This window comes from Pedobacter sp. WC2423 (genome assembly GCF_040822065.1).
GTDB lineage: Bacteria > Bacteroidota > Bacteroidia > Sphingobacteriales > Sphingobacteriaceae > Pedobacter.
Genome location: NZ_CP162005.1, coordinates 3,759,841 through 3,780,187, shown reverse-complemented (window position 1 = coordinate 3,780,187; position 20,347 = coordinate 3,759,841). Strand labels below are relative to the sequence as shown.

Below are 20,347 nucleotides of genomic sequence, written 5' to 3'. Positions count from 1 at the left end.
AGAAAACATAATGGAACAACTTTTAATACTTCTAATATTTCTGCCAGTAGTTGGTGCACTGGTTACAGCATTTACCGGCAATGCCGCTAAACATGTAGCCCTGGTTTTCGCTGTTGCTTCATTGGCATTAACAGCTGTTGTTGCCGGACAGTTTATCCCGGATGCAAGTACACAATTTGTCGTTAACTTACCCTGGATTCAGGATCTTGGAATTCATTTTCATGCAGGTATCGACGGGATCAGCCTAATCACAGTATTGCTCACCAATGTGCTGGTACCGATCATTATCCTGGCCAGTTATCAGCATACTTATAAATCACCAGCTGGTTTCTTTGCTTTGATCTTATTTATGCAGGCAGGTTTACTGGTTGTATTTACAGCAATGGATGCTTTCTTATTCTATATCGGCTGGGAAGCAGCATTAATCCCAATTTATTTTATCTGTGCAATCTGGGGAGGTAAAGACCGCATTAAAGTAAACATGAAGTTTTTTGTTTATACGATTGCCGGTTCTTTATTCATGTTATTAGGTATTATTTACCTGTACTTACAGAATCCTGCACATAACTTTGATATACAAGCATTCTATCAGCTTCATTTAGATCCTGTTCAGCAGGGCTGGATATTCTGGTCATTCTTTATTGCTTTTGCGATTAAAATGCCAGTTTTCCCTTTCCATACGTGGCAACCGGATACTTATACTGAGGCACCGGCAGCAGGTACGATGTTACTTTCGGGTATCATGTTGAAAATGGGTATTTATGGTGTGATCAGATGGTTATTACCCATTGTTCCGGCAGGTGTACAGGAATGGGGCAACACCGCAATTATCCTGTCTGTTATCGGAATCGTATATGCTTCTTTAATCGCTTTCAGGCAGAAAGACGCAAAAAGACTAATCGCTTATTCATCTATTGCCCACGTAGGGTTGATCTCTGCGGGCATCTTCGCTTTAAATACGCAAGGTATGCAAGGCGCAATGATCCAGATTTTAAGTCACGGTGTAAACGTGATCGGGTTATTTTTTGTCCTTGACATTATTTTCTCCAGGGTAAAAACAAATACGATTGCTGAACTGAGTGGTATTGCGAAATCAGCGCCAAAACTGGCAATTGCATTCCTGATCATTGTATTGGGAACAGTAGCTTTACCAGGAACCAATGGTTTCATCGGAGAGTTTCTATTGCTGATCGGTATTTACCAGTATAATATCTTGGCTGTCGTATTTGCAGGACTGACAGTTATTTTTGGTGCGGTATATATGTTCCGCCTGTACCAGAACATTATGTTAGGTAAAACCAATGAGCTTACTGTTGGATTTGCAGACATTAAAGGGACTGAACAAATTGTATTGTTTATAATTTGTGCGTTGATTATCGTACTGGGAGTATATCCTAAACCAATTCTGCATTTATCAGAAGCTTCGGTACAACAATTATTAGAACAGGTAAATCAAAAATTAACATCGGTAAAATAAGGAAATGAATATCATTATAACAATTGTTGTTACAGCTTTAGCGGTGCTTTATGCAGGTTTATTCAAAGCGAAGAAAGCTTTGTTACCACTAACTCTTGTGGGGTTATTGATCTCTCTGGCCTTTGCAGTTACAGCCTGGAATTCCAATACAGTGTATTATGGAATGATGGAGATGGACAATTTTGCCATCGCTTTTTCATCACTGACTATTTTAGGCACGATTTTCATCTTTTTACTGACGCAGAATTACTTTGCTAAAGACAGTGAAAACGTAGCAGAATATTATACTTTGATCTTATTCGCCCTTTCGGGTATCGTGATCATGGTATCTTATACCAATATGTCCATGTTGTTTATTGGAATAGAAATTATGTCTGTGGCGTTATATATCCTCGCGGGTATCCGGAAGAACAATTTTGCTTCCAATGAGGCTTCTTTAAAATATTTCCTGATGGGTGCCTTTTCTACAGGTTTCCTTTTATTCGGGATCACTTTAGTTTATGGTGCTACAGGTTCATTCAGCCTGCACGCAATTAACCAGTACCTGATTGGAAATTACCAGGCGGTATCTCCATTGTTTTATCCTGGAGTAATTCTGATCATGGTAGGGCTATGTTTTAAAATAGGTGCTGCACCTTTCCACTTCTGGACTCCTGATGTATATGAAGGCGCACCTTCTCTGATCACTGCTTTCATGTCTACAGTGGTGAAAACTGCTGGTTTTGCAGCCTTCTTACGTCTTTTCGCTGGCACTTTTGCTCCGCTTCATGATTTCTGGATGCCACCATTGATGGCTATTGTATGCATTACCTTATTTATCGGTAATGTGACAGCCCTTTTCCAAAAGAACTTCAAAAGGATGCTTGCTTATTCAAGTATCTCTCATGCAGGTTACCTGTTATTCTCTTTAGTTACTTTGACTGCCAATTCGGCAAACAATGTAATGGTTTATGCAGCAGCCTATACTTTTGCCAGTATTATTGCTTTCGCAGTATTGATCCTGGTGAAACAGAAAACTGGTCATGATAATTTTGAGAGTTTCAACGGATTGGGGAAACGCAATCCTTTAGTAGCGCTGGCATTAACTATTGCGATGCTTTCTCTAGCTGGTATACCGCTTACTGCTGGTTTTATAGGAAAATACCTGATGTTTTTAAATGTGATGAATGAGTACCAGATCTACCTGGTTGCATTTGCGATTTTAAATGCGCTTGTAGGGTTTTACTATTACTTAAGAGTAATTGTAGCTATGTACTTTAAAGAAGGTGCTGAGGTGGTATTAGAAACGCCGGTTCAATACAAAGTAGTTTTAATTTTATCTGTAATCATCACTATATTCTTAGGAGTTTATCCAACTATAATATTAAATCTGATATAGGCATTTCTCAGGAAATTATTTGTAATTTTACGATTACTTGAACTATGCACGATTTCTGGACCTCCGTACATCACTTTATTGATCCTGAGAAATTACTTAAAGAGGGTGGCTTTTATGTCCTGATATTCGTAATTTTTGCTGAGACGGGATTATTTTTTGGATTTTTCTTACCTGGGGATTACTTATTGTTTCTTGCCGGGATGTTCGTGGCGACGGGTAAACTTGACGTAAATATTTACGTGCTTATCTTTGGTCTGATTGCGTCGGCGGTTTCAGGTAATTTTACCGGTTATTGGTTTGGAAAGAAAACGGGGCCGGTTTTATACGATCGTAAAGACACTTTTTTCTTCAAAAAGCGATATCTTAAAGCGGCTGAAGCTTACTATCACAAACAAGGTGCTTTTGCTTTAATCATGGGAAGATTTGTTCCCATTGTCAGAACTTTTGCACCAATCATTGCCGGGGTCGTTAAACTTGATTTTAAGAAGTTCGCACTATATAATATTTGTGGTGCTTTTTTATGGATAACATCTTTAACTTTGCTGGGCTATTTTCTTGGCAAGAAATTTGAAAAGGAAATTAACGCTTACCTGCTTTATATTATTGTAGGTTTTATGGTTATAACTACTATCCCGCTGCTCTATACTTTTTTGAAGAAGCGGGTACATACAAACGAAGAGAATAAATAACAACATTAAAAAAAATGCAAATAGACACAAAACATCCCTGGCACAGTGTTTCTCCAGGTGCTAATTTACCAGAATCTGTAAATGCTATTATTGAAATTCCTAAAGGATCAAAGGCTAAATACGAAATAGATAAAGACTCTCATTTGATTAAATTGGATCGTGTCCTGTTTTCTTCTGTCATGTATCCTGCAAACTATGGTTTCATTCCTCAAACTTACTGTGATGACAATGATCCATTAGATATTCTTGTTTTGTGTTCTGTGGATGTTTATCCTTTATCTATTGTTGAGGCAAAAGTTATTGGTGTAATGCACATGGTTGATAATGGTGAGCAGGATGATAAAATCATCGCTGTTGCAAAAAATGATATGTCAGTGAACTATATCAATGATATTTCTGAATTGCCACCACACCAGATGAAAGAAATCGTAAGATTTTTCCAGGATTATAAAGCTTTAGAAGAAAAGAACGTGACTATCGAAAAGTTGATGGGCGTTACTTATGCTTATAAGGTTATTGAAGAAAGTATAGAACTTTATAATAGTACATTTAGAAACAACTCTTAATGGGCTTTCAAATATTCTTAACCTTTTTCTTGGTCGTCTTAAACGGCTTTTTCGTTGCAGCTGAGTTTGCAATCGTTAAAGTCAGAGCGTCGCAAATAGAAATTAAGGCTAAATCTGGTAATAGAGTAGCTAATATTGCTAAATATATTACACAACATCTTGATGGATACCTGGCTGCAACGCAGCTGGGTATTACATTGGCATCACTGGGATTAGGCTGGGTTGGAGAATCAGTAATGGAACATCTGTTACACAATCTATTAACTTCATTAAACCAGTCCCCTGCATTCATCGATTCCTTCTCGAAAACTGCTTCTCCAATTATTGCATTCAGTTTTATTACGATTATGCACATTGTATTCGGAGAGCTTGCACCAAAATCAATTGCTATTCAGCGCCCCGTAGCGACTACGCTTTTTATCTCTGTTCCGTTACAGGTATTCTATGTAGTTTTCAGACCGTTTATCTGGTTACTGAATGGGTTTGCGAATATTATCCTGAAAATTTTTGGTATTTCTACAGTTGGCGGTCACGAGGCGGTACACAGTACAGAAGAACTATATTACCTGTTAGATCAGGGAAGAGAGAGTGGTGCGCTGGATAACAACGAGCATGAACTCATCCGTAACGTTTTTGATTTCAATGAACGTGTGGTTAAAAATATTATGGTACCCAGAACCAAGATTTCGGGTATCGAACTGTCTACGCCAAAAGAAGAAGTAATTACATTAATTATTGCTGAAGGATACTCCAGGATGCCGGTATACGATGATATTATTGATAAGATCATTGGCATTATACACGCTAAGGATGTTTTGCCTTTACTGGCAGGAAATAAAGAGTGGTCATTAAAAGATATTATCAGAAAACCTTATTTCGTTCCGGAAACGAAAAAGATCAATGATCTGTTAAGTGAGCTTCAGCAGAAACGCATTCAGATTGCTATTGTCATCGATGAATTTGGTGGTACAGCGGGTATGGTAACGCTGGAAGATATTGTTGAAGAAATTGTAGGTGAGATTCAGGATGAATATGATGAAGAAAAACCTACTGTAGAAAAGATTTCTGATACAGAGTTCGTGATCAATGCTTATGCAACTGTTTACGATGTGAATGAGCATCTTCCACATGATCTTCCTGAAGATCTGGATTTTGATACTGTTGGTGGTCTGGTGTCCCATGCTTTTGGAAAGATCCCTGATGTAGGTGATAGTGAAGAATGTTATGGCTATTTATTTACCATCCTTAAAAAGACAGAGCAGAACATTGAAACGATCAAGCTTGAATTGGTGATCAGTAACAATGATCTGGTAGATAATCACTAAAATCAGATAAGATGCATGTTTTTTATACGCCGGATATTACCGCTGATTCCTATATTTTAAATGAGGAAGAAAGCAGGCATTGTATGAAAGTATTGCGTCTGGTGATTGGTGATGTTGTACACCTGATTGATGGCAGAGGCGGGCTCTATGAAGCAGAAATCATCGCTGAATCTAAAAGAAATGTAACCCTGCATGTGCTGATGACCACCAGGGAATATCAAAAGAGAAACCACGGGCTTCATATTGCAGTGGCTCCTACAAAAAATATAGACAGGCTGGAATGGTTTCTGGAGAAAGCAACGGAAATTGGAATTGATATGATTACCCCGCTGATCTGTGAACGTTCGGAACGTAAAATTGTCAAAGAAGAACGCTTGAATAAAGTGATCACTTCGGCAGTTAAACAATCTTTACAGGCTTATCATCCGGTATTAAATGATGCGGTTGGCTTCAAAGAGTTTATCAGTAAACATACTGCTGATTATAAAATGATTGCACATTGTGCAGACGGAGAACCACGCGGCTTTATCAGCCAGGTTTCCAAACCGGGGCAGCATTACCTGATCCTGATCGGGCCGGAAGGAGATTTCACACCAAATGAAATTCAACTGGCTTTGCAAAATGACTTTAAACCATTAACTTTAGGTAATACGCGTCTCAGGACAGAAACTGCCGCTTTGGCTGCATGTTTTGAGGTGAATTACTTAAATAGATGAAATTTAAACTCCTGATCTTTTTCCCTTTAATGGTTTTACTGACAAGCGGTTTTTATACGCCTGCTTATCAGCTGGCGAGACTTAAATATAGCGGTGGAGGAGACTGGTATGGCAACAGAACTGCTTTAGTTAACCTGGCTGCCTTTTGTAATCAGAACCTGCATACTAATTTTGCTCCCGAAGAAGCAATTGCAGAAGCGGGCAGTCCTGAAATCTTTAATTATCCTTTTATTTATATGACCGGGCACGGAAACGTAGTGTTCAGCGCACAGGAGGCTCAGAATATCCGCCGTTATTTAATAGGAGGAGGATTTTTGCATATAGATGATAACTATGGGCTGGATAAATATGTAAGGGTACAGATGAAAAAAGTATTTCCCGAGTTATCATTTATCGAATTGCCTGCTAATCACCCGATTTATAGTGAAAAATTTAAATTTCCGAATGGTCTGCCCAAGATCCATGAGCATGATGGAAAGCGCGCGCAGGGCTTTGCGCTGTTGTGGGAGGGTAGAATAGTTTGTTATTATACCTATGAGTGTGATTTAGGGAATGGCTGGGAGGACTTTGGGACTTATCCGGGAGATACAGTGGAAAAAAGAAATAATGCGCTTAAAATGGGCGCAAATTTAGTCAGTTATGTTTTAACACATTAATATGTATAAGATAAAAGTAAATGATACTTATGATTTCGATTTATCGGCTGTAAATGATACTTTACAATTGAATGGTGAAGCAATTCCGGTCGATGTAAGGGAGCTTCAGGATGGACACCTGCATTTCATCTATAAAAATAAATCGTACAATGCTGAAGTGGTTTCTGAGAACCATGAAGATAAAACTTCAGTTGTTAAAATAAACGGGAAACTATATGAGGTCGGTATCGAAGATCAGTTTGACAGTTTACTGAAGGCAATGGGAATGGCTGCCGGAAGTGGGAAAGTAGCCAAAGAAGTTAAAGCACCCATGCCGGGTTTAGTGTTAAATATCAGTGTGGTTGAAGGGCAGGAGATCCAGAAAGGTGACAGTCTGCTGGTACTGGAGGCTATGAAAATGGAGAATATGCTGAAATCAGTGACTGAAGGAGTAATCAAAAAGATCTATGTCAGCAAAGGTGATAAAGTAGAAAAGAACCAGGTTTTGATAGAATTTGTATAAGTAACAACCCGAATTGTTTACATAAAAAAAGAGGAACTGAAAGGTTCCTCTTTTTTTATGAGCTTATATTATTTCTTTTTCGCATTGAAAGGCTTTTGCTGTTTAGGCTTAAACTGAGGTTTTCCGACAGAACGGATCTCAGAAGCACCCAGCATGGTCATCGCACAGCGGAAACCAATATCAGCAGTAGATTCATCTTGTGGTAAGAATCGTCTGGTTGCAGGGTTTAACCATAATGCCTGGTCATCCCATGAGCCACCTTTGTAAACTCTTGATTTATTGTTTACCAGGGTAATCTCACCATATAGTTTGCTTTCCTCATCACGGAAACCTCTTTTGTCTGCATATGAATTTTGCACAGTGTCAGCTTTAGCAGTTGCAGCTTGTTTTTCTGCCCAGGTTTGTTTTTTACCAGATACCGCAGCAGTCTTAATTGGTCTGTTGTAAGCATCTTTCTCTAATCTTCCGGTTAGCGGATCAGCAACTTTTTTGTCCTGGTAGTAATTTCCCCTGTATGGGTTTAAAGCATCTGCATCTGCAAAGGTATTAGAGCGGTAAACATCGGCTACCCACTCGTTCACATTTCCAGCCATATTGTATAAACCGAAATCATTTGGTACATAAGAACGAACCGGAACGGTTATACTTCCTTTATCATTCAGTGTACCGCCAACTCCCATATAGTCACCTTTAGTTCTTTTAAAGTTGGCAAGGATTAAACCGCGGGTCTTGTTTTTCGCAGAACTGATACCCAGACCATCCCAGGGATAAATCTTATTGCTGGAGATATTCTCGTAATTCGTATTTCCGATTAAACCTAAAGCTGCATATTCCCATTCAGCTTCTGTAGGTAACCGGTAAGGTTGTTTGATAATACCATCTTCTAACCTTACATTTCTTGTTGCACCACCCTTTTGTCCCTTGGCATTTGCATTGGCAGCAGTAGCCGCAGGGCTGAAATCTTTCATGGCTTTGGTTCCTTTATCGTCATACTGGCCATTTAAATAAATGTCCGTATTGAAAGGACCGGTTGGTTTAGCCGCAGTAGCTGCCGCATTTGTTTTTTTACCATTTTTACCGGTACCGTTCAGGTCCTTGTAACTGGTCATATAGTTTTGCTCTCTTAAAAGAGATTCATTGACGATATCTGTTCTCCATTCACAATATCTCTGCGCCTGTTCCCAGCTCACACCTACTACAGGATAATCCTGATAAGCAGGATGTCTGAGATAATTGTCAACGTAAGGTTCATTATAAGAAAGAGGTCTGCGCCAAACCAGCGTATCAGGTAACTCATTGTAATAATATTCGTAGTTAGTCGGATCAACTTTTCTGATCCAGTTCAGGTATTCTAACCAGTTGGTATTGGAAACTTCAGTCTCATCCATATAAAAGGAAGATACAGTCGTTTCTCTTTTGTGGTTATAATCTTTAAGCTCCTGTCCCGGAACATTGGTCGCGCTTCCGCTCATTACAAATACGCCACCTTCAATTTCAACAAGTCCAGGACCAGGTCCTCGTTTGAATTTGTTATTTACCTGAAACCCTCCGTTTTCTGGTCTATTGTATGCTAATCCTGTCTTTTCGGAGGTTGCATTTTTTTTCGATGTGCACGAAATTATTGAGGAAACAGACAATAAAAAAGCAAATGAATATAGGTATGTTTTTTCCATAGTTGCGTATTGAGCTATTCTAACTGTTAAAATTACACAAAAAAAGATCGATGAAACAAAATAATTGAATAATATCATCATAGATTAACATCTTGCAATATATATGCGCACAAATGTTAAGTCTTAAATTAAATAAATTGCTTATTTAAATTATATTTGAAAAAGAGAGTCAACACTGACCCATACCCATCTATGAACCTGAAAAAGAAAATCAATTAATGAGGATAATAAAACTGAAGTGCTCTTCAAGATTTCTATTGATTTGCTTCTTTTTTGCTGTGGAAACTTTCTCTCTGCAGGCACAGACACCAGAAACCCAAAGTAACGGCAGCAGGTTTAACAGTTTGAAAACGGCAGTTCCATTTTTACTGATCACGCCTGATGCAAGAGCCGGGGGGATGGGAGAGGCCGGTGTGGCGATCTCACCAGATGCAAATTCTGGTAGTAATAACCCTTCCAAGCTTGCTTTTCTGGAGGAGAAATACGGGTTTTCGGCTTCTTACAGCCCATGGTTGAGAAGTATTGTTTCTGATATTAATTTAGGCTATCTGAGTGGGTTTTATAAACTGGATGACAGAACAACTTTAGCTGCTTCAATGCGTTACTTTTCCCTGGGTAAAATACAGCTGACTGATGCGAATCAGCAAGAGCTGGGTACTTCAAATCCAGGTGAGTTAGCTATTGATGCAACTTTTGCGCGTCGTTTTGGAGATTCATTCTCTTTGGGAACCTCTGTCAGATATATTTATTCAAACCTGGCTGCCGGGAATTTTGGCGTTGGACAGCAATCAAAAGCGGGTAAATCTCTTGCGGTGGATGTTTCTGCTTATTTCAGGAAGCCAACTTATATGCTTGGACATGATGCAATTGTGTCTGCTGGAGCAAATATTTCAAATATTGGTACAAAAATGAGTTATGTAGATGGTGGCCAGAGTGCTTTTTTACCGACAAACCTGAAAATCGGGGGAGCTGCGACGCTCATTCTGGATGATTATAATGAAATAACGCTTGCACTGGATTTCAATAAACTTTTAGTACCTACCCAGCCGGTTTATAACCAGGATGGAAGTATACAGTCTGGCCGGGATCCTGACCGTTCAGTTCCTTCCGGTATATTTGGTTCATTCACTGATGCACCAGGAGGTTTTAACGAAGAAATAAAGGAGATCAATATCGCTTCAGGGCTGGAATACTGGTACAATAAGAAATTTGCGCTCAGAACCGGGTATTTTTATGAAAGTCCTCAAAAAGGGGACAGAAGATATTTTACTTTAGGTACAGGCTTTAAATATGAAAGTTTTAATTTCGATGTATCTTACCTGGCTGCAAGTGCAGGAAAAAGTCCATTGGCGAATACTTTAAGGTTTACCTTATTGTTTAATTTGGGGGATACCAGTAAATAAATATAAATAAAAATGAAGATTAAAGTAGGATTTGGATTCGACGTACACCAGTTAAAAGGTGGTCATCCATTTGTGGTTGGAGGAGTAAATCTTGAGCACCATCAGGGGGCATTTGGACATTCAGATGCCGATGTTTTATTACATGCAATTTGTGATGCTTTGTTAGGAGCTGCGAATCTTCGCGATATCGGCTTCCATTTTAAAAATACAGATCCAAGGTGGAAAGGGATCAGCAGTATTATCCTTTTACAGGAAACAGTGAAATTGCTGACAGAGAAAGGCTGGAGCATTGGAAATATCGATGCGATGCTTTGTCTGGAAGCACCGAAAATAAATCCGCATATTCCACAGATGCAGCAAAATATTGCAGAGGCTACAGGCATGTCAACAGAAGATATTTCGATTAAAGCGACCACCAATGAAACGATGGGTTTTATTGGCCGGGAAGAAGGGGTGGTTGCTTATGCAGTCTGCCTGATTGAAAAATAAAAAACAATTGGCGCTGCATGGGGTTGTTTAGAAAAACCATTATTATGAAAAATTCATTCCAATGTTTACTCATAGCGGGAATAACTGTGCTTTCTATTTCATCTTGTACGATGGGTGATAAAGGAAGCGAGAAAGTTCCTGATTCAGTAAAAATAGATACGAGTATTAAGGCTTCTTCACAGCCAGCTCAGCAAAAGAGTTCTGATACCACGCTAATTGATAGTTTGCAGACAGATCACTCCAAGCCTGTTAAAAAATAAAGCAGAAAGCCGCTGAATCCTAAGAATCAGCGGCTTTCTGCTTTTATTGCCGGCGCCTGGTTTACTGTAAGATTAATCTTCTAAGTAACCAAACTTACCTTCATTATAATCGCTTATTGCCAGTTTTATTTCTGCCTGGTTGTTCATTAAGAATGGTCCGTACTGGGCAATTGGTTCGTGAATAGGTTCACCACTCAATACCAGGATAATACTGTCTTGTGCCGCCTTAACCTTAATTTCCTCCCCGTCATTCTTAAAGTATACGAACTCATTTCCGGTTGCTTGCTCCCCATTGACCACCAGGTTTCCCTCTACAATCAATATTCCTGTATTAAAATCAGCTGGAAAGCTAAAGGTGGCGTCTCCATCAGCATTTAAACGCACATTATATACGCTCATCGGGCTGAAGGTAGTTGCTGCCCCTTTAACATCCATATACTGGCCTGCAATAACTTCTACTGTACCTGCATTTAATGGTAAAACATAGCTGCCGATTGTATCATTTTGAATCGCCTGATACTTAGGTTTACTCATTTTATCTTTAGCCGGCAGATTTACCCATAGCTGAACCATTTGAAAAGGTCCGCCTTTTTTACTGAATTCCTTTTCATGATATTCTTTATGGAGGATACCGCTTGCTGCTGTCATCCACTGCACATCACCAGGATAAATAATCCCACTGTTTCCGGCACTGTCATGATGCGCAATAGCACCATGATAAGCAATGGTCACCGTTTCAAAACCACGATGCGGATGAACGCCAACGCCGCGTAATTGATGAGTAGGAGGAAGATCTATTTTATCATTAAAATCGAGCATATAGAAAGGGCTCATTTTAATTTTATAGCCTCCCGGAAAAAAGTTGCTCACTTTAAATCCATCACCGACCATATGTGGTGCTGGTGCGGCTAAAACAGCCGAAACAGATTTTATAGTGGTTTCCATAAGCAATCGTTTTTATAAAAAGGAATAATTCAGGTTTTAAAGAGAGGAGTTAATTACGCTTGTTTTGCGAATTGCAATTCACCTAAAATTTTAACTTCTTCACCTAGCATTACACCGCCAGTTTCTAATGCTGCATTATAAGTCAGACCGAAATCAGTTCTATTAATTTTTCCTTTGATAGTAAAACCAGCTTTAGTATTTCCCCATGGGTCTTGTGCAGTTCCGCCAAATTCAACATCCAGGGTAACTGGTTTAGTTACATCTTTGATAGTCAGGTCACCTTTCAATTGATAATCGTCACCATCTTTAGTGAATGAAGTCGAAACAAAAGAAACAACCGGAAAATCAGCAGCATTAAAGAAATCACCACCTATTAAATGACCATCTCTGTCTTTATTACCTGTATCGATAGAATCTACACCTGCTTTGAAAGAAACAGCTGAATGTTCGAAATCATCATTGTCTGTATCTAATTCTGCAGAAAATTCATTGAAGCTACCGGTAACGGTAGAGATCATCAAATGTTTTACTTTGAATTGAAGTTCACTGTGTGTTGGATCTAGTACCCATTTAGTAGTTGCCATAATCTTTAGTTTTAATATTGATTTTTATTATAACACAAATCTAAAGCTAATGTTGGGTGTGGGTGTTGATGTATGATAAGAAATAGTTAAACTTTGAAATGTTTGTGTGCGAGGTCTTTACGTACTCTGCTTAAAGATTCTGGTGTAATACCCAGATAGGAGGCAATCATCCATTGGGGTACACGGAGTGTCAGATTAGGATATAGTTTGATAAAATCAAGGTATCTTTCTTCAGCAGTTGCACTTAATAACATATTGATCCTTTTTTGCATAAAGCGGATCGAATTGTTTAGCATGGTATAATTAAGATCAGCAAAACAAGGGATGTTTTTTGCAGCATCATCGAAGTAGTTTTTAGGGATTTGTAATACTGTTGTGCGTTCTACAGCATCAATATAGAAATCGGAAGGTTCATTGAAAAGGCTGTTTCTTTCAGACATCCACCAGTTTTCAGGAGCAAACTGAATAATATTGACCTTTGCTTTACTATCAATAGAATAGCAGCGTAACAGCCCTTCAGTCACAAAATAGCCCTTGGAATTGATTTCACCAGGTGCAACCAGCAATTGATTTTTTTCAATAACCTTGACCTTAATATCTCTTGAAATCAGTTCAAACTGCTCGTCAGTTACTGTAATTCTTTTTTGCAGGTAATCTTTAAGCTGTTGGAACATATTGATAGAGATGAAAACTATTTATTCTTAGTTTCAATAGTAGAGAAATCTACACCACATTTGCAATTAGATCCGCATCCGCCACTTTTTGGGGATACAGCGCGATAAATGATGCGGCCTATATAAAATAGTGCTGCAACAAATAAAAGTCCTACTAAAATAGCTTGAATATCCATCATACAATTATAATCAATTGATTTATTCAGGGAGTCTGCTCAATGTAAATTTACCGGGTCATCAGTCCCACAGTGCCGCCTACCCAGTCAAAATCGGCATTATAACGTACGCCGATCATTTTTCCTCTGCTTAAACGGGCCAGGTTAATACACAATTGCGGCTCTTCTCCATCCGGCCAGATATAAAGTAATCTGAGCTCTGCTTTAACCAGGCCATCAGGCGATCGAACAACAGGTTCATAATTCACTTTTCGCTGTAAAATCCAATTCTCAGGATCAGCTATCCCATTGATATCGGCCTTGGTGACATCTATGATCACGCCCATTCCTGCAAATGAAAATAAGGGTTTAAGGACGTAATTATCTAAATCTTCGGGGATGATTTCAATAGTATTTAAAAACCGGGTTTCAGGTACAAATTCATTCTTTAAAAATGGCATGGTGAATTTGCTGATTCTGTAAAACCAGTTAGGATGTGTAATCCATTCTATGTCAAGTTTTTCTCTCGGGTCAAAACTGAGTTTAAATAGCTCTTGCTGCGTACTTACCTCATCAAAGATCAGGCGGTTATAAATCCTTCTTAACCGTTTTTTTTTGCCCTGTTCTTTATAAAATAGCTGATCACCTTCTTTAAAAATATCCGTTAAGCTTAGAATCGGGATCCCTAAATGTTTTGCTGTGACAAAGAAATCGATAGCCGTTTTCTGATTGGGTGCATCGATATCCATTAAGGCAACCTCCTCTGGTTCAAAAGGCCCCAGGATCACTTTTTTCAATAAAGCGATATAATTTTGCTGATCCATGTCGTGAAAAAACGGGCTGAAATCAGCAAGTTTATCCAGTTCAAAAGTCTCTTTATAAATATCGGCGAGATGTGGCTGAAAGCCAAATAAAGAAGGGAAGCCCTGCATCTCTATCAACCTGGGCACCAACCGCCCGTGTTCATCTTTACAAATGCCAAAATCAAAGGCCAGGAAATGAGGATGATCATTTTCATTGGGAACTATCCATTCTTCAGGAATAGCGCTATCAGTAAGCGATTTAAAATCAGGCTGTTTGATCAATTTTATAATCTCTTCACCGGCTTCGATCAGCTGATTTTTTAAATCTTCAGGGATGAATACAGGTGTTTCAGCAAATCTGATGGTTAATGGTGGATAGTCTTCGCCAAGCACACGTAAAAAGTTTACATATTTGTCTGTGGTAAAGTTCCGGTTAAAATATTCCCTGTAAGTACGGACCATATCAGGCTTCTTTAAGAGATTGAATAGCTTCGGTTAAAAAATTGGGTAATATAGTTTTTTGAGTCAGCAGAATCCTGTCCGGATTGTCGAGACTTTCCAGCATATCCAGGTATTTTTCTTCTCCATGGGCAGCAATAATGTTTTTTTTCTTTTCTTCTTCGAGCAGATATAACCTCATTCCATCCGGGTCTGCTTCAGGATGAAATTGTGTACCTACAAATTCTTTAGAGAAACGAATAGACATGATACAGCGTTCCAGATCAACATGGGGACGTTCTTTTTCCAGGGCCAGAACTTCTGCTCCGGTTGCATGGAAAGTTTCATCTTCTGCATCTACGACCTGCCAGTCTCTGCTATCAATTGCGAAAAATGGATTAGTCAGTCCCGCATAGATAATATCATTTTCTCCCTGTGCTGTGAGCGTGACCGGGAAAATTCCAAAAGCATTAGACTTTCGTTCTGTAACCAGGCCTAAGCCATATTTGCGGCAGGCCATCTGGAAAGAATGACAAATTAAGAAAGCATATTTTTTATCTTCGTGTGCCTGATTATAGGCTTCCAGAGCATCCAGTAAATTGAAAAACGAGTTTTCCCACGCCTGGCCTTCTCCTTCATAAGGACTGCCGGGGCCACCACTTGAAATATAAATATCAAATTCTGTTCCCGGGATCTCATTTTTTACCCTCAGATCAAATACCTGAATGGATAAATTCAGGGCATGTTCTTCTTTATAAGTGGATACAATACTCAGAATACCTCTCAAACCCTGGTTGGGGAATCCGTTATTCATGTCTATTACCGCAACTTTTATTTCTTTTAGCTGTTCTGTCATCCGTGTGCCCCGATTAGAGTTTGTGAAGTAATATAATCTACCACAGATTCAAAGCTCCCCGTCTGCGAATAAATTGCCAGCTGCCTGTCGGCACCTGTTCCATTTTCAAGAATCTTATGGATATAATTCAGATCTTCTCTGCAACCCAGTTCATCCACCACATCGTCCACAAAATCTAATAATTCTAAAACGAGATTACGGCAGTTGATTTCCATTTCTTTCCCAAAATCAATCAGGTTTCCATCAATTCCATAACGGGCTGCCCGCCATTTATTCTCATTGATCAGTGCTCTTGAATAATTGATAAAGCTCATGTTTTGCAGACGAAGCTTATATAGTTTGGCACAGAGGGCCTGAAATAAAGCTACAAAAGCCATCGTTTCATCGATCAGCATCGGACAGTCACAAATTCTGAATTCAATGGTTTCAAAGAAAGGATGTACACGGATATCCCACCAGATCTTTTTGGCATTATCAATACTATTGGTTTTAATTAATAACTTAACGTAGTTATCATAATCTTCGATGCTATTGAACACATCAGGGATACCAGTTCTTGGAAACTTATCAAAGATTTTAGTTCTGTAGGATTTATACCCGGTGTTTCTTCCTTCCCAAAAAGGTGAATTTGTAGATAAAGCAAAGACATGGGGCAGGAAATAACGAACCTGGTTGGCAATATGAATGGCCAGTTCCCGTGATTGAAATCCTACGTGAACATGTAAACCAAAAATCAGATTGGAACGCGCTGCCTCCTGAAGTTCATTGACAATTTCGCTATATCTTGGATGTTCTGTGATCAATTGCTTTTCCCAATGTGAAAACGGGTGAGTTCCTGAGGCACCAATACGCAGCCCTTGTTCACCCGCAAGTACAGATACCGTATGGCGCAGCTGGGATATTTCAAGACGTGCCTGTTCTGTATTTTTACAAATACCAGTTCCGACTTCGACAACCGCCTGGTGCATTTCGGCTTTTACCTGATCCTTATGGATTTTTTGCGCAGCCTCTACTATTTTTTGATCGTGAGAGGTTAGCTCGCGCGTAACCGGGTCAATGACCATATATTCTTCTTCTACACCGAGCGTAAATTCATTTATCATCTTGAAACCTCCTTATTGAATCTATTTTTTCTTTGCTGTTGCTGTTTTGCCAGTTGCTGCCGTTTTTGCTTTTTTAGCGGGTTCAGTAGTGTTTGCTGTTGCTTTAGGTTTCGCCGGACTTTCTGATTTTGGTTCCGCTGAACTTTCCGCTTTAGGCATTGCTGAGCTTGCTGCTTTAAGCTTTGCTGAGCTTGCTGCTTCAGCCGTAACTGTTTTTGCCGGCTTTCCTGTGACAGTCAATGGTTTTCCAGCAATAGCTGATTTCACATATTCGCCCCAAGTTAAGTTATCCTGTCCGTCAACCTGCGCTTTTGCTCTTTCTATTGCATATTTCGCGGCATGATCCACTACCCAGTCAAAGTTCTCCTGTCCTACACTTGCAATGTCTGCATCCGGCGCAGGATTGCAGAAATCAATAGCATAAGGAATCCCATCGCGTACTGCAAATTCTACCGTGTTAAAATCGTATCCTAAATACTGATTTAGCTTAATCACGTAATCCTGAATTGTCTTTAACAGTTTTTCGCTCGAAGGCTTATGATCTACGGCATACCTTAAATGTGCAGGATTACGCGGCTCATATTGCATGATACGTACATATTTTCCTCCAATACAATAACATCTGAAATACTCGTCAAACTCAATTTCTTCCTGTAGCATCATCACATACTGATGCGTCTGACTATGTTTCTCGAAAAATTCTTCTTTATTGTTTAGCTTATAAACCTCTTTCCAGCCGCCGCCGTCAAAAGGTTTCATATAGGCTGGAAAGCCTGTATATTCAAAAATATTATCCCAGTCAAAAGGAAAAGCCAGGTTGCTGAAAGAATTTTCATTCGTGTCATCCGGTCTGGCATGAGAAGGGATCAGTGCGGTTTTAGGGACTGGTATTCCTAATTTGACAGCCAGTGCATTATTGAAAAATTTTTCATCAGCACTCCACCAAAAAGGATTGTTGATCACTGCTGTTCCTGTAATTGCTGCATTTTTCAGCGATGCTCTGTAAAAAGGGACATCCTGAGAAATCCGGTCAATAATTACGGCATAATCCAATGGTTCTGCCTGAAATACTTTATCAATGCTGACATATTCTGCCTGGAAATCTTTGCCTCCTAATTCATTTACACGTTTCACGAAGGCTTCAGGAAATGATCGTTCCTGTCCGAATAAGATGCCTATTTTCTTCATAGATTTTTAAAATTAGGTGATAGTAGCTTTTATGATTTTTGTTTATAGTCTTGCTAAATAATCCGGGAACATTGCCCGCCATACTGGCCAGTCGTGGTCAGCATCGGGCCTGATATCCAGCCAGTGGCTGATGTGTTTTTGATGAAGAATGCCTGATAAACGTTCATTGAAAGGTTTACAAATATCCCGTTCTGCTGTGCCCAGTATAATATGCATATTCCATAAGTCAGGATCCTGGTCCCCGGGAAGAAAATCAACAGGGTTATTATAATAAATATCAACATTATAAAAACCATCTGTTTGCGGAGTAATATCAAACGTTCCGCTCATGCTGAACAGATGACTTACTAATGAAGGATGTTTGAATGCGAAATTTGCCGCATGATAACCGCCAAAACTACAGCCGGCTGTAACCACTTTCTGATAACCTGTTTCCTGAACTGCAAGCGGAAAAAGTTCTTCAACGAGCATTTTATCATACCAGGAATGATTGTGTGCACGTGCAGCCGGAGTTATATCTTTATTATACCAGCTCAATGCATCGACACTGTCCGGACAATATATTTTGATCTTTCCCTGTTCAATCAGGTGTTGTACAGAAGCAATCAGGCCAAAATCTTTTGTTTCATAATAGCGGCCTTTGCTTGTTGGAAAAAGTAGCACAGGCTGACCGCTATGGCCATAAATCAGAAGTTCTATCTCGCCGCTTAAATTAGGACTGTACCATTTCTTATATTCTTCTTTCACGCCTTTCCCGATTAGTATACTGAAGATATGTAAAACTCATTCAAACCCAAAAGGTTTTGGCAATTTATTCTTATCTGTTATCAATTCAATAAAGCTGTATAAGTTTCCAGGCAAAAACATCAACTGAATGAGATTGACTTGCTTTTACTGTCAAAAAAATAGATAAATTATTTCCGGAGATTGTTAAATTTGCAGGGAATTTGTGAGAAAGGGAATTCGTTGAATTATGTATACTACTAAGTCAGTTCTTGGGTTAAACCCTGTTGTCCGTCAATTAGCGTCCGCTCACTTACAGCGTGTAGTGGAAATAGAATTATTTTATCCTTCCGGTTTGCTGGGCAATGAAAAGTTAAACTTATTGCTGCTAAACGATGGGCAGGATGCAGCAGGATTAAACTTGCAGGAGACACTGAGCGGTTTATATGAAGAGCAGAAAATTGAACCCGTGGTTGTGGTTGCAATTAAAGCTTCCCAGGAGCGGCTTCAGGAGTATGGTGTAGCCGGTGTCCTGGATTTTGCAGCAAGAGGCAGTAAGGCCGATGCCTATTCCAGATTCATTACGCTTGAATTATTGCCTTATCTGGAAAAAGAAACAGGAATGCCTTTTCTGGGCAAGCGTGCATTCGCAGGATGTTCATTGGGTGGGTTGACAGCTTTTGATATCGTATGGAAAAATGATAACTTCTTTGATATTGCCGGGGTTTTCTCTGGTTCTTTCTGGTGGAGAAAAAAAGATCTGAAGGACGGCTATACAGATGATGACCGCATTATGCACCAGGTGATCAGGGACACTGAAGGAAAGCCTGCAGTAAAATTCTGGTTAATGACCGGAACGGAAGATGAAATCGCAGACCGTAACCGTAATTTTATCATTGACTCTATAGATGATACGATTGATATTATCAAGGAATTAACCAAAAAGGGATATAAAAGACAAGATGATATTTTCTACTATGAAATGGTAGGAGGGAAGCATAATGTGGCCACCTGGGGTAAAGCATTACCTTCGTTTTTATACTGGGCATTTCCAAGAAAAACGTTTTTATAACACGTCACTCAGCGCCTGAATCTGATCGGAAGGATGTGTAAATATTCCTTTCTGCTCATTCAGAGATTGGGCTAACATTACTTTAGCTACAGCCGTTACTTTAATACTTCTGTATTTTCTCCATTTACCTACTAAAAGCGGATTGATTAAATGCATCAGCTTGTTCATGATACCTTCCCCGAAACGTTTTTGTGATCTTTCCCCATCCAGTAATGAAGGACGGTAAATATGGATGCTCTTAAAAGGAACTGCCTTCAGGTCACGTTCCACTTCTCCTTTTGTCCTGTTGTAAAAGAAAGAAGAGTTTTTATCGGCGCCCATTGCCGAGACTAAATGATAACTTTCTGCACCATTTGTATGTGCTATCCAGGCGATATCCAGCGGATATTGATAGTCTATCTGACGATATTGCTGCTGGTCGGGAGTCTGGCTTTTGGTGGTACCGAGGCAGCAAAAAACGGCGTCTCCTTTAATCTCTGCTGCATAATCACTCAACCGGCTAAAATCTATCAGCAGTTGATTTAATTTAGGGTGCTGAACAGTTAATTTTTTGCGTACCAGCACCAGCACATCCTTATAATGTGTATCATTTAATAAGTCCTGTAGTAAACTGCGGCCTATAGATCCGCTTGCACCAACCAGTATTGCTTTCATATCTCTAGTATCAATCTT

The 20,347-nt window shown here is 39.4% G+C and carries 23 protein-coding genes; 12 read left to right on the top strand and 11 right to left on the bottom strand.

Features of this window, described 5'->3' with window-relative positions:
• The first annotated feature begins 10 nt into the window (after positions 1-10).
• The 8 genes from AB3G38_RS15570 to AB3G38_RS15535 are packed head-to-tail and all read left to right on the top strand — an operon-like array spanning position 11 to position 7,309.
• On the top strand, positions 11-1,477 hold the full coding sequence (locus AB3G38_RS15570; RefSeq protein WP_367864791.1) for a NuoM family protein: 1,467 nt from the start codon (positions 11-13) through the stop codon (positions 1,475-1,477).
• 4 nt (positions 1,478-1,481) lie between these two features.
• On the top strand, positions 1,482-2,855 hold the full coding sequence (locus tag AB3G38_RS15565; RefSeq protein ID WP_367864790.1) for an NADH-quinone oxidoreductase subunit N: 1,374 nt from the start codon (positions 1,482-1,484) through the stop codon (positions 2,853-2,855).
• A 44-nt stretch (positions 2,856-2,899) separates the two neighbouring features.
• Positions 2,900-3,544 (top strand): DedA family protein, encoded by a 645-nt coding sequence (locus AB3G38_RS15560; RefSeq protein WP_367864789.1) that lies wholly within the window; start codon positions 2,900-2,902, stop codon positions 3,542-3,544.
• 14 nt (positions 3,545-3,558) lie between these two features.
• On the top strand, positions 3,559-4,110 hold the full coding sequence (locus tag AB3G38_RS15555) for an inorganic diphosphatase (RefSeq protein ID WP_183868339.1): 552 nt from the start codon (positions 3,559-3,561) through the stop codon (positions 4,108-4,110).
• Positions 4,110-5,435 carry a hemolysin family protein gene (locus AB3G38_RS15550; RefSeq protein ID WP_354305578.1) on the top strand — a complete coding sequence of 442 codons (1,326 nt, stop codon included), beginning with the start codon at positions 4,110-4,112 and terminating at the stop codon, positions 5,433-5,435. The genes AB3G38_RS15555 and AB3G38_RS15550 overlap by 1 nt, the downstream gene beginning before the upstream one ends.
• 11 nt (positions 5,436-5,446) lie before the next feature.
• Positions 5,447-6,151: a 16S rRNA (uracil(1498)-N(3))-methyltransferase gene (locus tag AB3G38_RS15545; protein ID WP_367864788.1), complete on the top strand. Its 705-nt coding sequence runs from the start codon at positions 5,447-5,449 to the stop codon at positions 6,149-6,151.
• Positions 6,148-6,807: a DUF4159 domain-containing protein gene (locus tag AB3G38_RS15540; protein ID WP_367864787.1), complete on the top strand. Its 660-nt coding sequence runs from the start codon at positions 6,148-6,150 to the stop codon at positions 6,805-6,807. Before AB3G38_RS15545 ends, AB3G38_RS15540 begins: the two co-directional genes overlap by 4 nt.
• 1 nt (position 6,808) lies before the next feature.
• Positions 6,809-7,309, top strand: coding sequence for a biotin/lipoyl-containing protein (locus tag AB3G38_RS15535; protein ID WP_367864786.1), 501 nt, complete (start codon positions 6,809-6,811; stop codon positions 7,307-7,309).
• A gap of 68 nt (positions 7,310-7,377) precedes the next feature.
• Here AB3G38_RS15535 and AB3G38_RS15530 read toward each other — a convergent pair whose 3' ends face one another.
• Positions 7,378-8,982 carry an SUMF1/EgtB/PvdO family nonheme iron enzyme gene (locus AB3G38_RS15530; protein WP_367864785.1) on the bottom strand — a complete coding sequence of 535 codons (1,605 nt, stop codon included), beginning with the start codon at positions 8,980-8,982 and terminating at the stop codon, positions 7,378-7,380.
• A 218-nt stretch (positions 8,983-9,200) separates the two neighbouring features.
• Here AB3G38_RS15530 and porV point away from each other — a divergent pair, with 218 nt between their 5' ends.
• The 3 genes from porV to AB3G38_RS15515 are packed head-to-tail and all read left to right on the top strand — an operon-like array spanning position 9,201 to position 11,134.
• Complete coding sequence (porV, locus tag AB3G38_RS15525) at positions 9,201-10,385, top strand: type IX secretion system outer membrane channel protein PorV (RefSeq protein WP_367864784.1); 1,185 nt, start codon at positions 9,201-9,203, stop codon at positions 10,383-10,385.
• A gap of 12 nt (positions 10,386-10,397) precedes the next feature.
• On the top strand, positions 10,398-10,874 hold the full coding sequence (gene ispF, locus AB3G38_RS15520; protein ID WP_367864783.1) for a 2-C-methyl-D-erythritol 2,4-cyclodiphosphate synthase: 477 nt from the start codon (positions 10,398-10,400) through the stop codon (positions 10,872-10,874).
• A gap of 44 nt (positions 10,875-10,918) precedes the next feature.
• A complete protein-coding gene (locus tag AB3G38_RS15515) occupies positions 10,919-11,134 on the top strand; it encodes a hypothetical protein (RefSeq protein ID WP_367864782.1) in 216 nt (71 codons plus the stop codon).
• A gap of 72 nt (positions 11,135-11,206) precedes the next feature.
• On the opposite strand, the gene AB3G38_RS15510 is transcribed toward AB3G38_RS15515, so the two are convergent.
• The 9 genes from AB3G38_RS15510 to AB3G38_RS15470 form a co-directional block, all read right to left on the bottom strand.
• Positions 11,207-12,079 carry a pirin family protein gene (locus AB3G38_RS15510; protein WP_367864781.1) on the bottom strand — a complete coding sequence of 291 codons (873 nt, stop codon included), beginning with the start codon at positions 12,077-12,079 and terminating at the stop codon, positions 11,207-11,209.
• A 53-nt stretch (positions 12,080-12,132) separates the two neighbouring features.
• Positions 12,133-12,663 carry a YceI family protein gene (locus AB3G38_RS15505; RefSeq protein WP_367864780.1) on the bottom strand — a complete coding sequence of 177 codons (531 nt, stop codon included), beginning with the start codon at positions 12,661-12,663 and terminating at the stop codon, positions 12,133-12,135.
• 86 nt (positions 12,664-12,749) lie between these two features.
• Positions 12,750-13,337 carry a Crp/Fnr family transcriptional regulator gene (locus AB3G38_RS15500; RefSeq protein ID WP_367864779.1) on the bottom strand — a complete coding sequence of 196 codons (588 nt, stop codon included), beginning with the start codon at positions 13,335-13,337 and terminating at the stop codon, positions 12,750-12,752.
• A gap of 17 nt (positions 13,338-13,354) precedes the next feature.
• A complete protein-coding gene (locus tag AB3G38_RS15495; protein WP_367868771.1) occupies positions 13,355-13,513 on the bottom strand; it encodes a FeoB-associated Cys-rich membrane protein in 159 nt (52 codons plus the stop codon).
• Positions 13,514-13,563: 50 nt separating this feature from the next.
• On the bottom strand, positions 13,564-14,757 hold the full coding sequence (locus tag AB3G38_RS15490; RefSeq protein WP_367864778.1) for a hypothetical protein: 1,194 nt from the start codon (positions 14,755-14,757) through the stop codon (positions 13,564-13,566).
• Between the two features lies 1 nt (position 14,758).
• Entirely contained in the window at positions 14,759-15,589 is an 831-nt protein-coding gene (locus tag AB3G38_RS15485; RefSeq protein WP_367864777.1) for a type 1 glutamine amidotransferase, read from the bottom strand.
• Entirely contained in the window at positions 15,586-16,692 is a 1,107-nt protein-coding gene (locus tag AB3G38_RS15480) for a carboxylate-amine ligase (RefSeq protein ID WP_367864776.1), read from the bottom strand. Before AB3G38_RS15480 ends, AB3G38_RS15485 begins: the two co-directional genes overlap by 4 nt.
• A gap of 21 nt (positions 16,693-16,713) precedes the next feature.
• Positions 16,714-17,880: a RimK family alpha-L-glutamate ligase gene (locus tag AB3G38_RS15475; protein WP_367864775.1), complete on the bottom strand. Its 1,167-nt coding sequence runs from the start codon at positions 17,878-17,880 to the stop codon at positions 16,714-16,716.
• Positions 17,881-17,922: 42 nt separating this feature from the next.
• Entirely contained in the window at positions 17,923-18,627 is a 705-nt protein-coding gene (locus tag AB3G38_RS15470) for an esterase family protein (protein WP_367864774.1), read from the bottom strand.
• 226 nt (positions 18,628-18,853) lie between these two features.
• Between AB3G38_RS15470 and AB3G38_RS15465 the strand changes: the two genes are divergently transcribed.
• Positions 18,854-19,675 carry an alpha/beta hydrolase gene (locus AB3G38_RS15465; RefSeq protein WP_367864773.1) on the top strand — a complete coding sequence of 274 codons (822 nt, stop codon included), beginning with the start codon at positions 18,854-18,856 and terminating at the stop codon, positions 19,673-19,675.
• Here AB3G38_RS15465 and AB3G38_RS15460 read toward each other — a convergent pair.
• Positions 19,670-20,329, bottom strand: a complete 660-nt coding sequence (locus tag AB3G38_RS15460) for an oxidoreductase (RefSeq protein WP_367864772.1) — start codon at positions 20,327-20,329, stop codon at positions 19,670-19,672. The two genes, AB3G38_RS15465 and AB3G38_RS15460, sit on opposite strands and share 6 nt — an antisense overlap.
• Positions 20,330-20,347 lie beyond the last annotated feature (18 nt).

What these genes read in the sequence shown, in the direction of transcription:
- AB3G38_RS15570 (WP_367864791.1), top strand. Translation starts at nt 11, where the DNA reads ATGGAACAACTTTTAATACTTCTAATATTTCTGCCAGTAGTTGGTGCA.
- AB3G38_RS15540 (WP_367864787.1), top strand. Translation starts at nt 6,148, where the DNA reads ATGAAATTTAAACTCCTGATCTTTTTCCCTTTAATGGTTTTACTGACA.
- AB3G38_RS15550 (WP_354305578.1), top strand. Translation starts at nt 4,110, where the DNA reads ATGGGCTTTCAAATATTCTTAACCTTTTTCTTGGTCGTCTTAAACGGC.
- AB3G38_RS15530 (WP_367864785.1), bottom strand. Translation starts at nt 8,982, where the DNA reads ATGGAAAAAACATACCTATATTCATTTGCTTTTTTATTGTCTGTTTCC.
- AB3G38_RS15515 (WP_367864782.1), top strand. Translation starts at nt 10,919, where the DNA reads ATGAAAAATTCATTCCAATGTTTACTCATAGCGGGAATAACTGTGCTT.
- porV (WP_367864784.1), top strand. Translation starts at nt 9,201, where the DNA reads ATGAGGATAATAAAACTGAAGTGCTCTTCAAGATTTCTATTGATTTGC.
- AB3G38_RS15475 (WP_367864775.1), bottom strand. Translation starts at nt 17,880, where the DNA reads ATGAAGAAAATAGGCATCTTATTCGGACAGGAACGATCATTTCCTGAA.
- AB3G38_RS15460 (WP_367864772.1), bottom strand. Translation starts at nt 20,329, where the DNA reads ATGAAAGCAATACTGGTTGGTGCAAGCGGATCTATAGGCCGCAGTTTA.
- AB3G38_RS15510 (WP_367864781.1), bottom strand. Translation starts at nt 12,079, where the DNA reads ATGGAAACCACTATAAAATCTGTTTCGGCTGTTTTAGCCGCACCAGCA.
- AB3G38_RS15485 (WP_367864777.1), bottom strand. Translation starts at nt 15,589, where the DNA reads ATGACAGAACAGCTAAAAGAAATAAAAGTTGCGGTAATAGACATGAAT.
- AB3G38_RS15535 (WP_367864786.1), top strand. Translation starts at nt 6,809, where the DNA reads ATGTATAAGATAAAAGTAAATGATACTTATGATTTCGATTTATCGGCT.
- AB3G38_RS15545 (WP_367864788.1), top strand. Translation starts at nt 5,447, where the DNA reads ATGCATGTTTTTTATACGCCGGATATTACCGCTGATTCCTATATTTTA.
- AB3G38_RS15505 (WP_367864780.1), bottom strand. Translation starts at nt 12,663, where the DNA reads ATGGCAACTACTAAATGGGTACTAGATCCAACACACAGTGAACTTCAA.
- AB3G38_RS15465 (WP_367864773.1), top strand. Translation starts at nt 18,854, where the DNA reads ATGTATACTACTAAGTCAGTTCTTGGGTTAAACCCTGTTGTCCGTCAA.
- AB3G38_RS15500 (WP_367864779.1), bottom strand. Translation starts at nt 13,337, where the DNA reads ATGTTCCAACAGCTTAAAGATTACCTGCAAAAAAGAATTACAGTAACT.
- AB3G38_RS15560 (WP_367864789.1), top strand. Translation starts at nt 2,900, where the DNA reads ATGCACGATTTCTGGACCTCCGTACATCACTTTATTGATCCTGAGAAA.
- ispF (WP_367864783.1), top strand. Translation starts at nt 10,398, where the DNA reads ATGAAGATTAAAGTAGGATTTGGATTCGACGTACACCAGTTAAAAGGT.
- AB3G38_RS15490 (WP_367864778.1), bottom strand. Translation starts at nt 14,757, where the DNA reads ATGGTCCGTACTTACAGGGAATATTTTAACCGGAACTTTACCACAGAC.
- AB3G38_RS15480 (WP_367864776.1), bottom strand. Translation starts at nt 16,692, where the DNA reads ATGATAAATGAATTTACGCTCGGTGTAGAAGAAGAATATATGGTCATT.
- AB3G38_RS15565 (WP_367864790.1), top strand. Translation starts at nt 1,482, where the DNA reads ATGAATATCATTATAACAATTGTTGTTACAGCTTTAGCGGTGCTTTAT.
- AB3G38_RS15555 (WP_183868339.1), top strand. Translation starts at nt 3,559, where the DNA reads ATGCAAATAGACACAAAACATCCCTGGCACAGTGTTTCTCCAGGTGCT.
- AB3G38_RS15495 (WP_367868771.1), bottom strand. Translation starts at nt 13,513, where the DNA reads ATGGATATTCAAGCTATTTTAGTAGGACTTTTATTTGTTGCAGCACTA.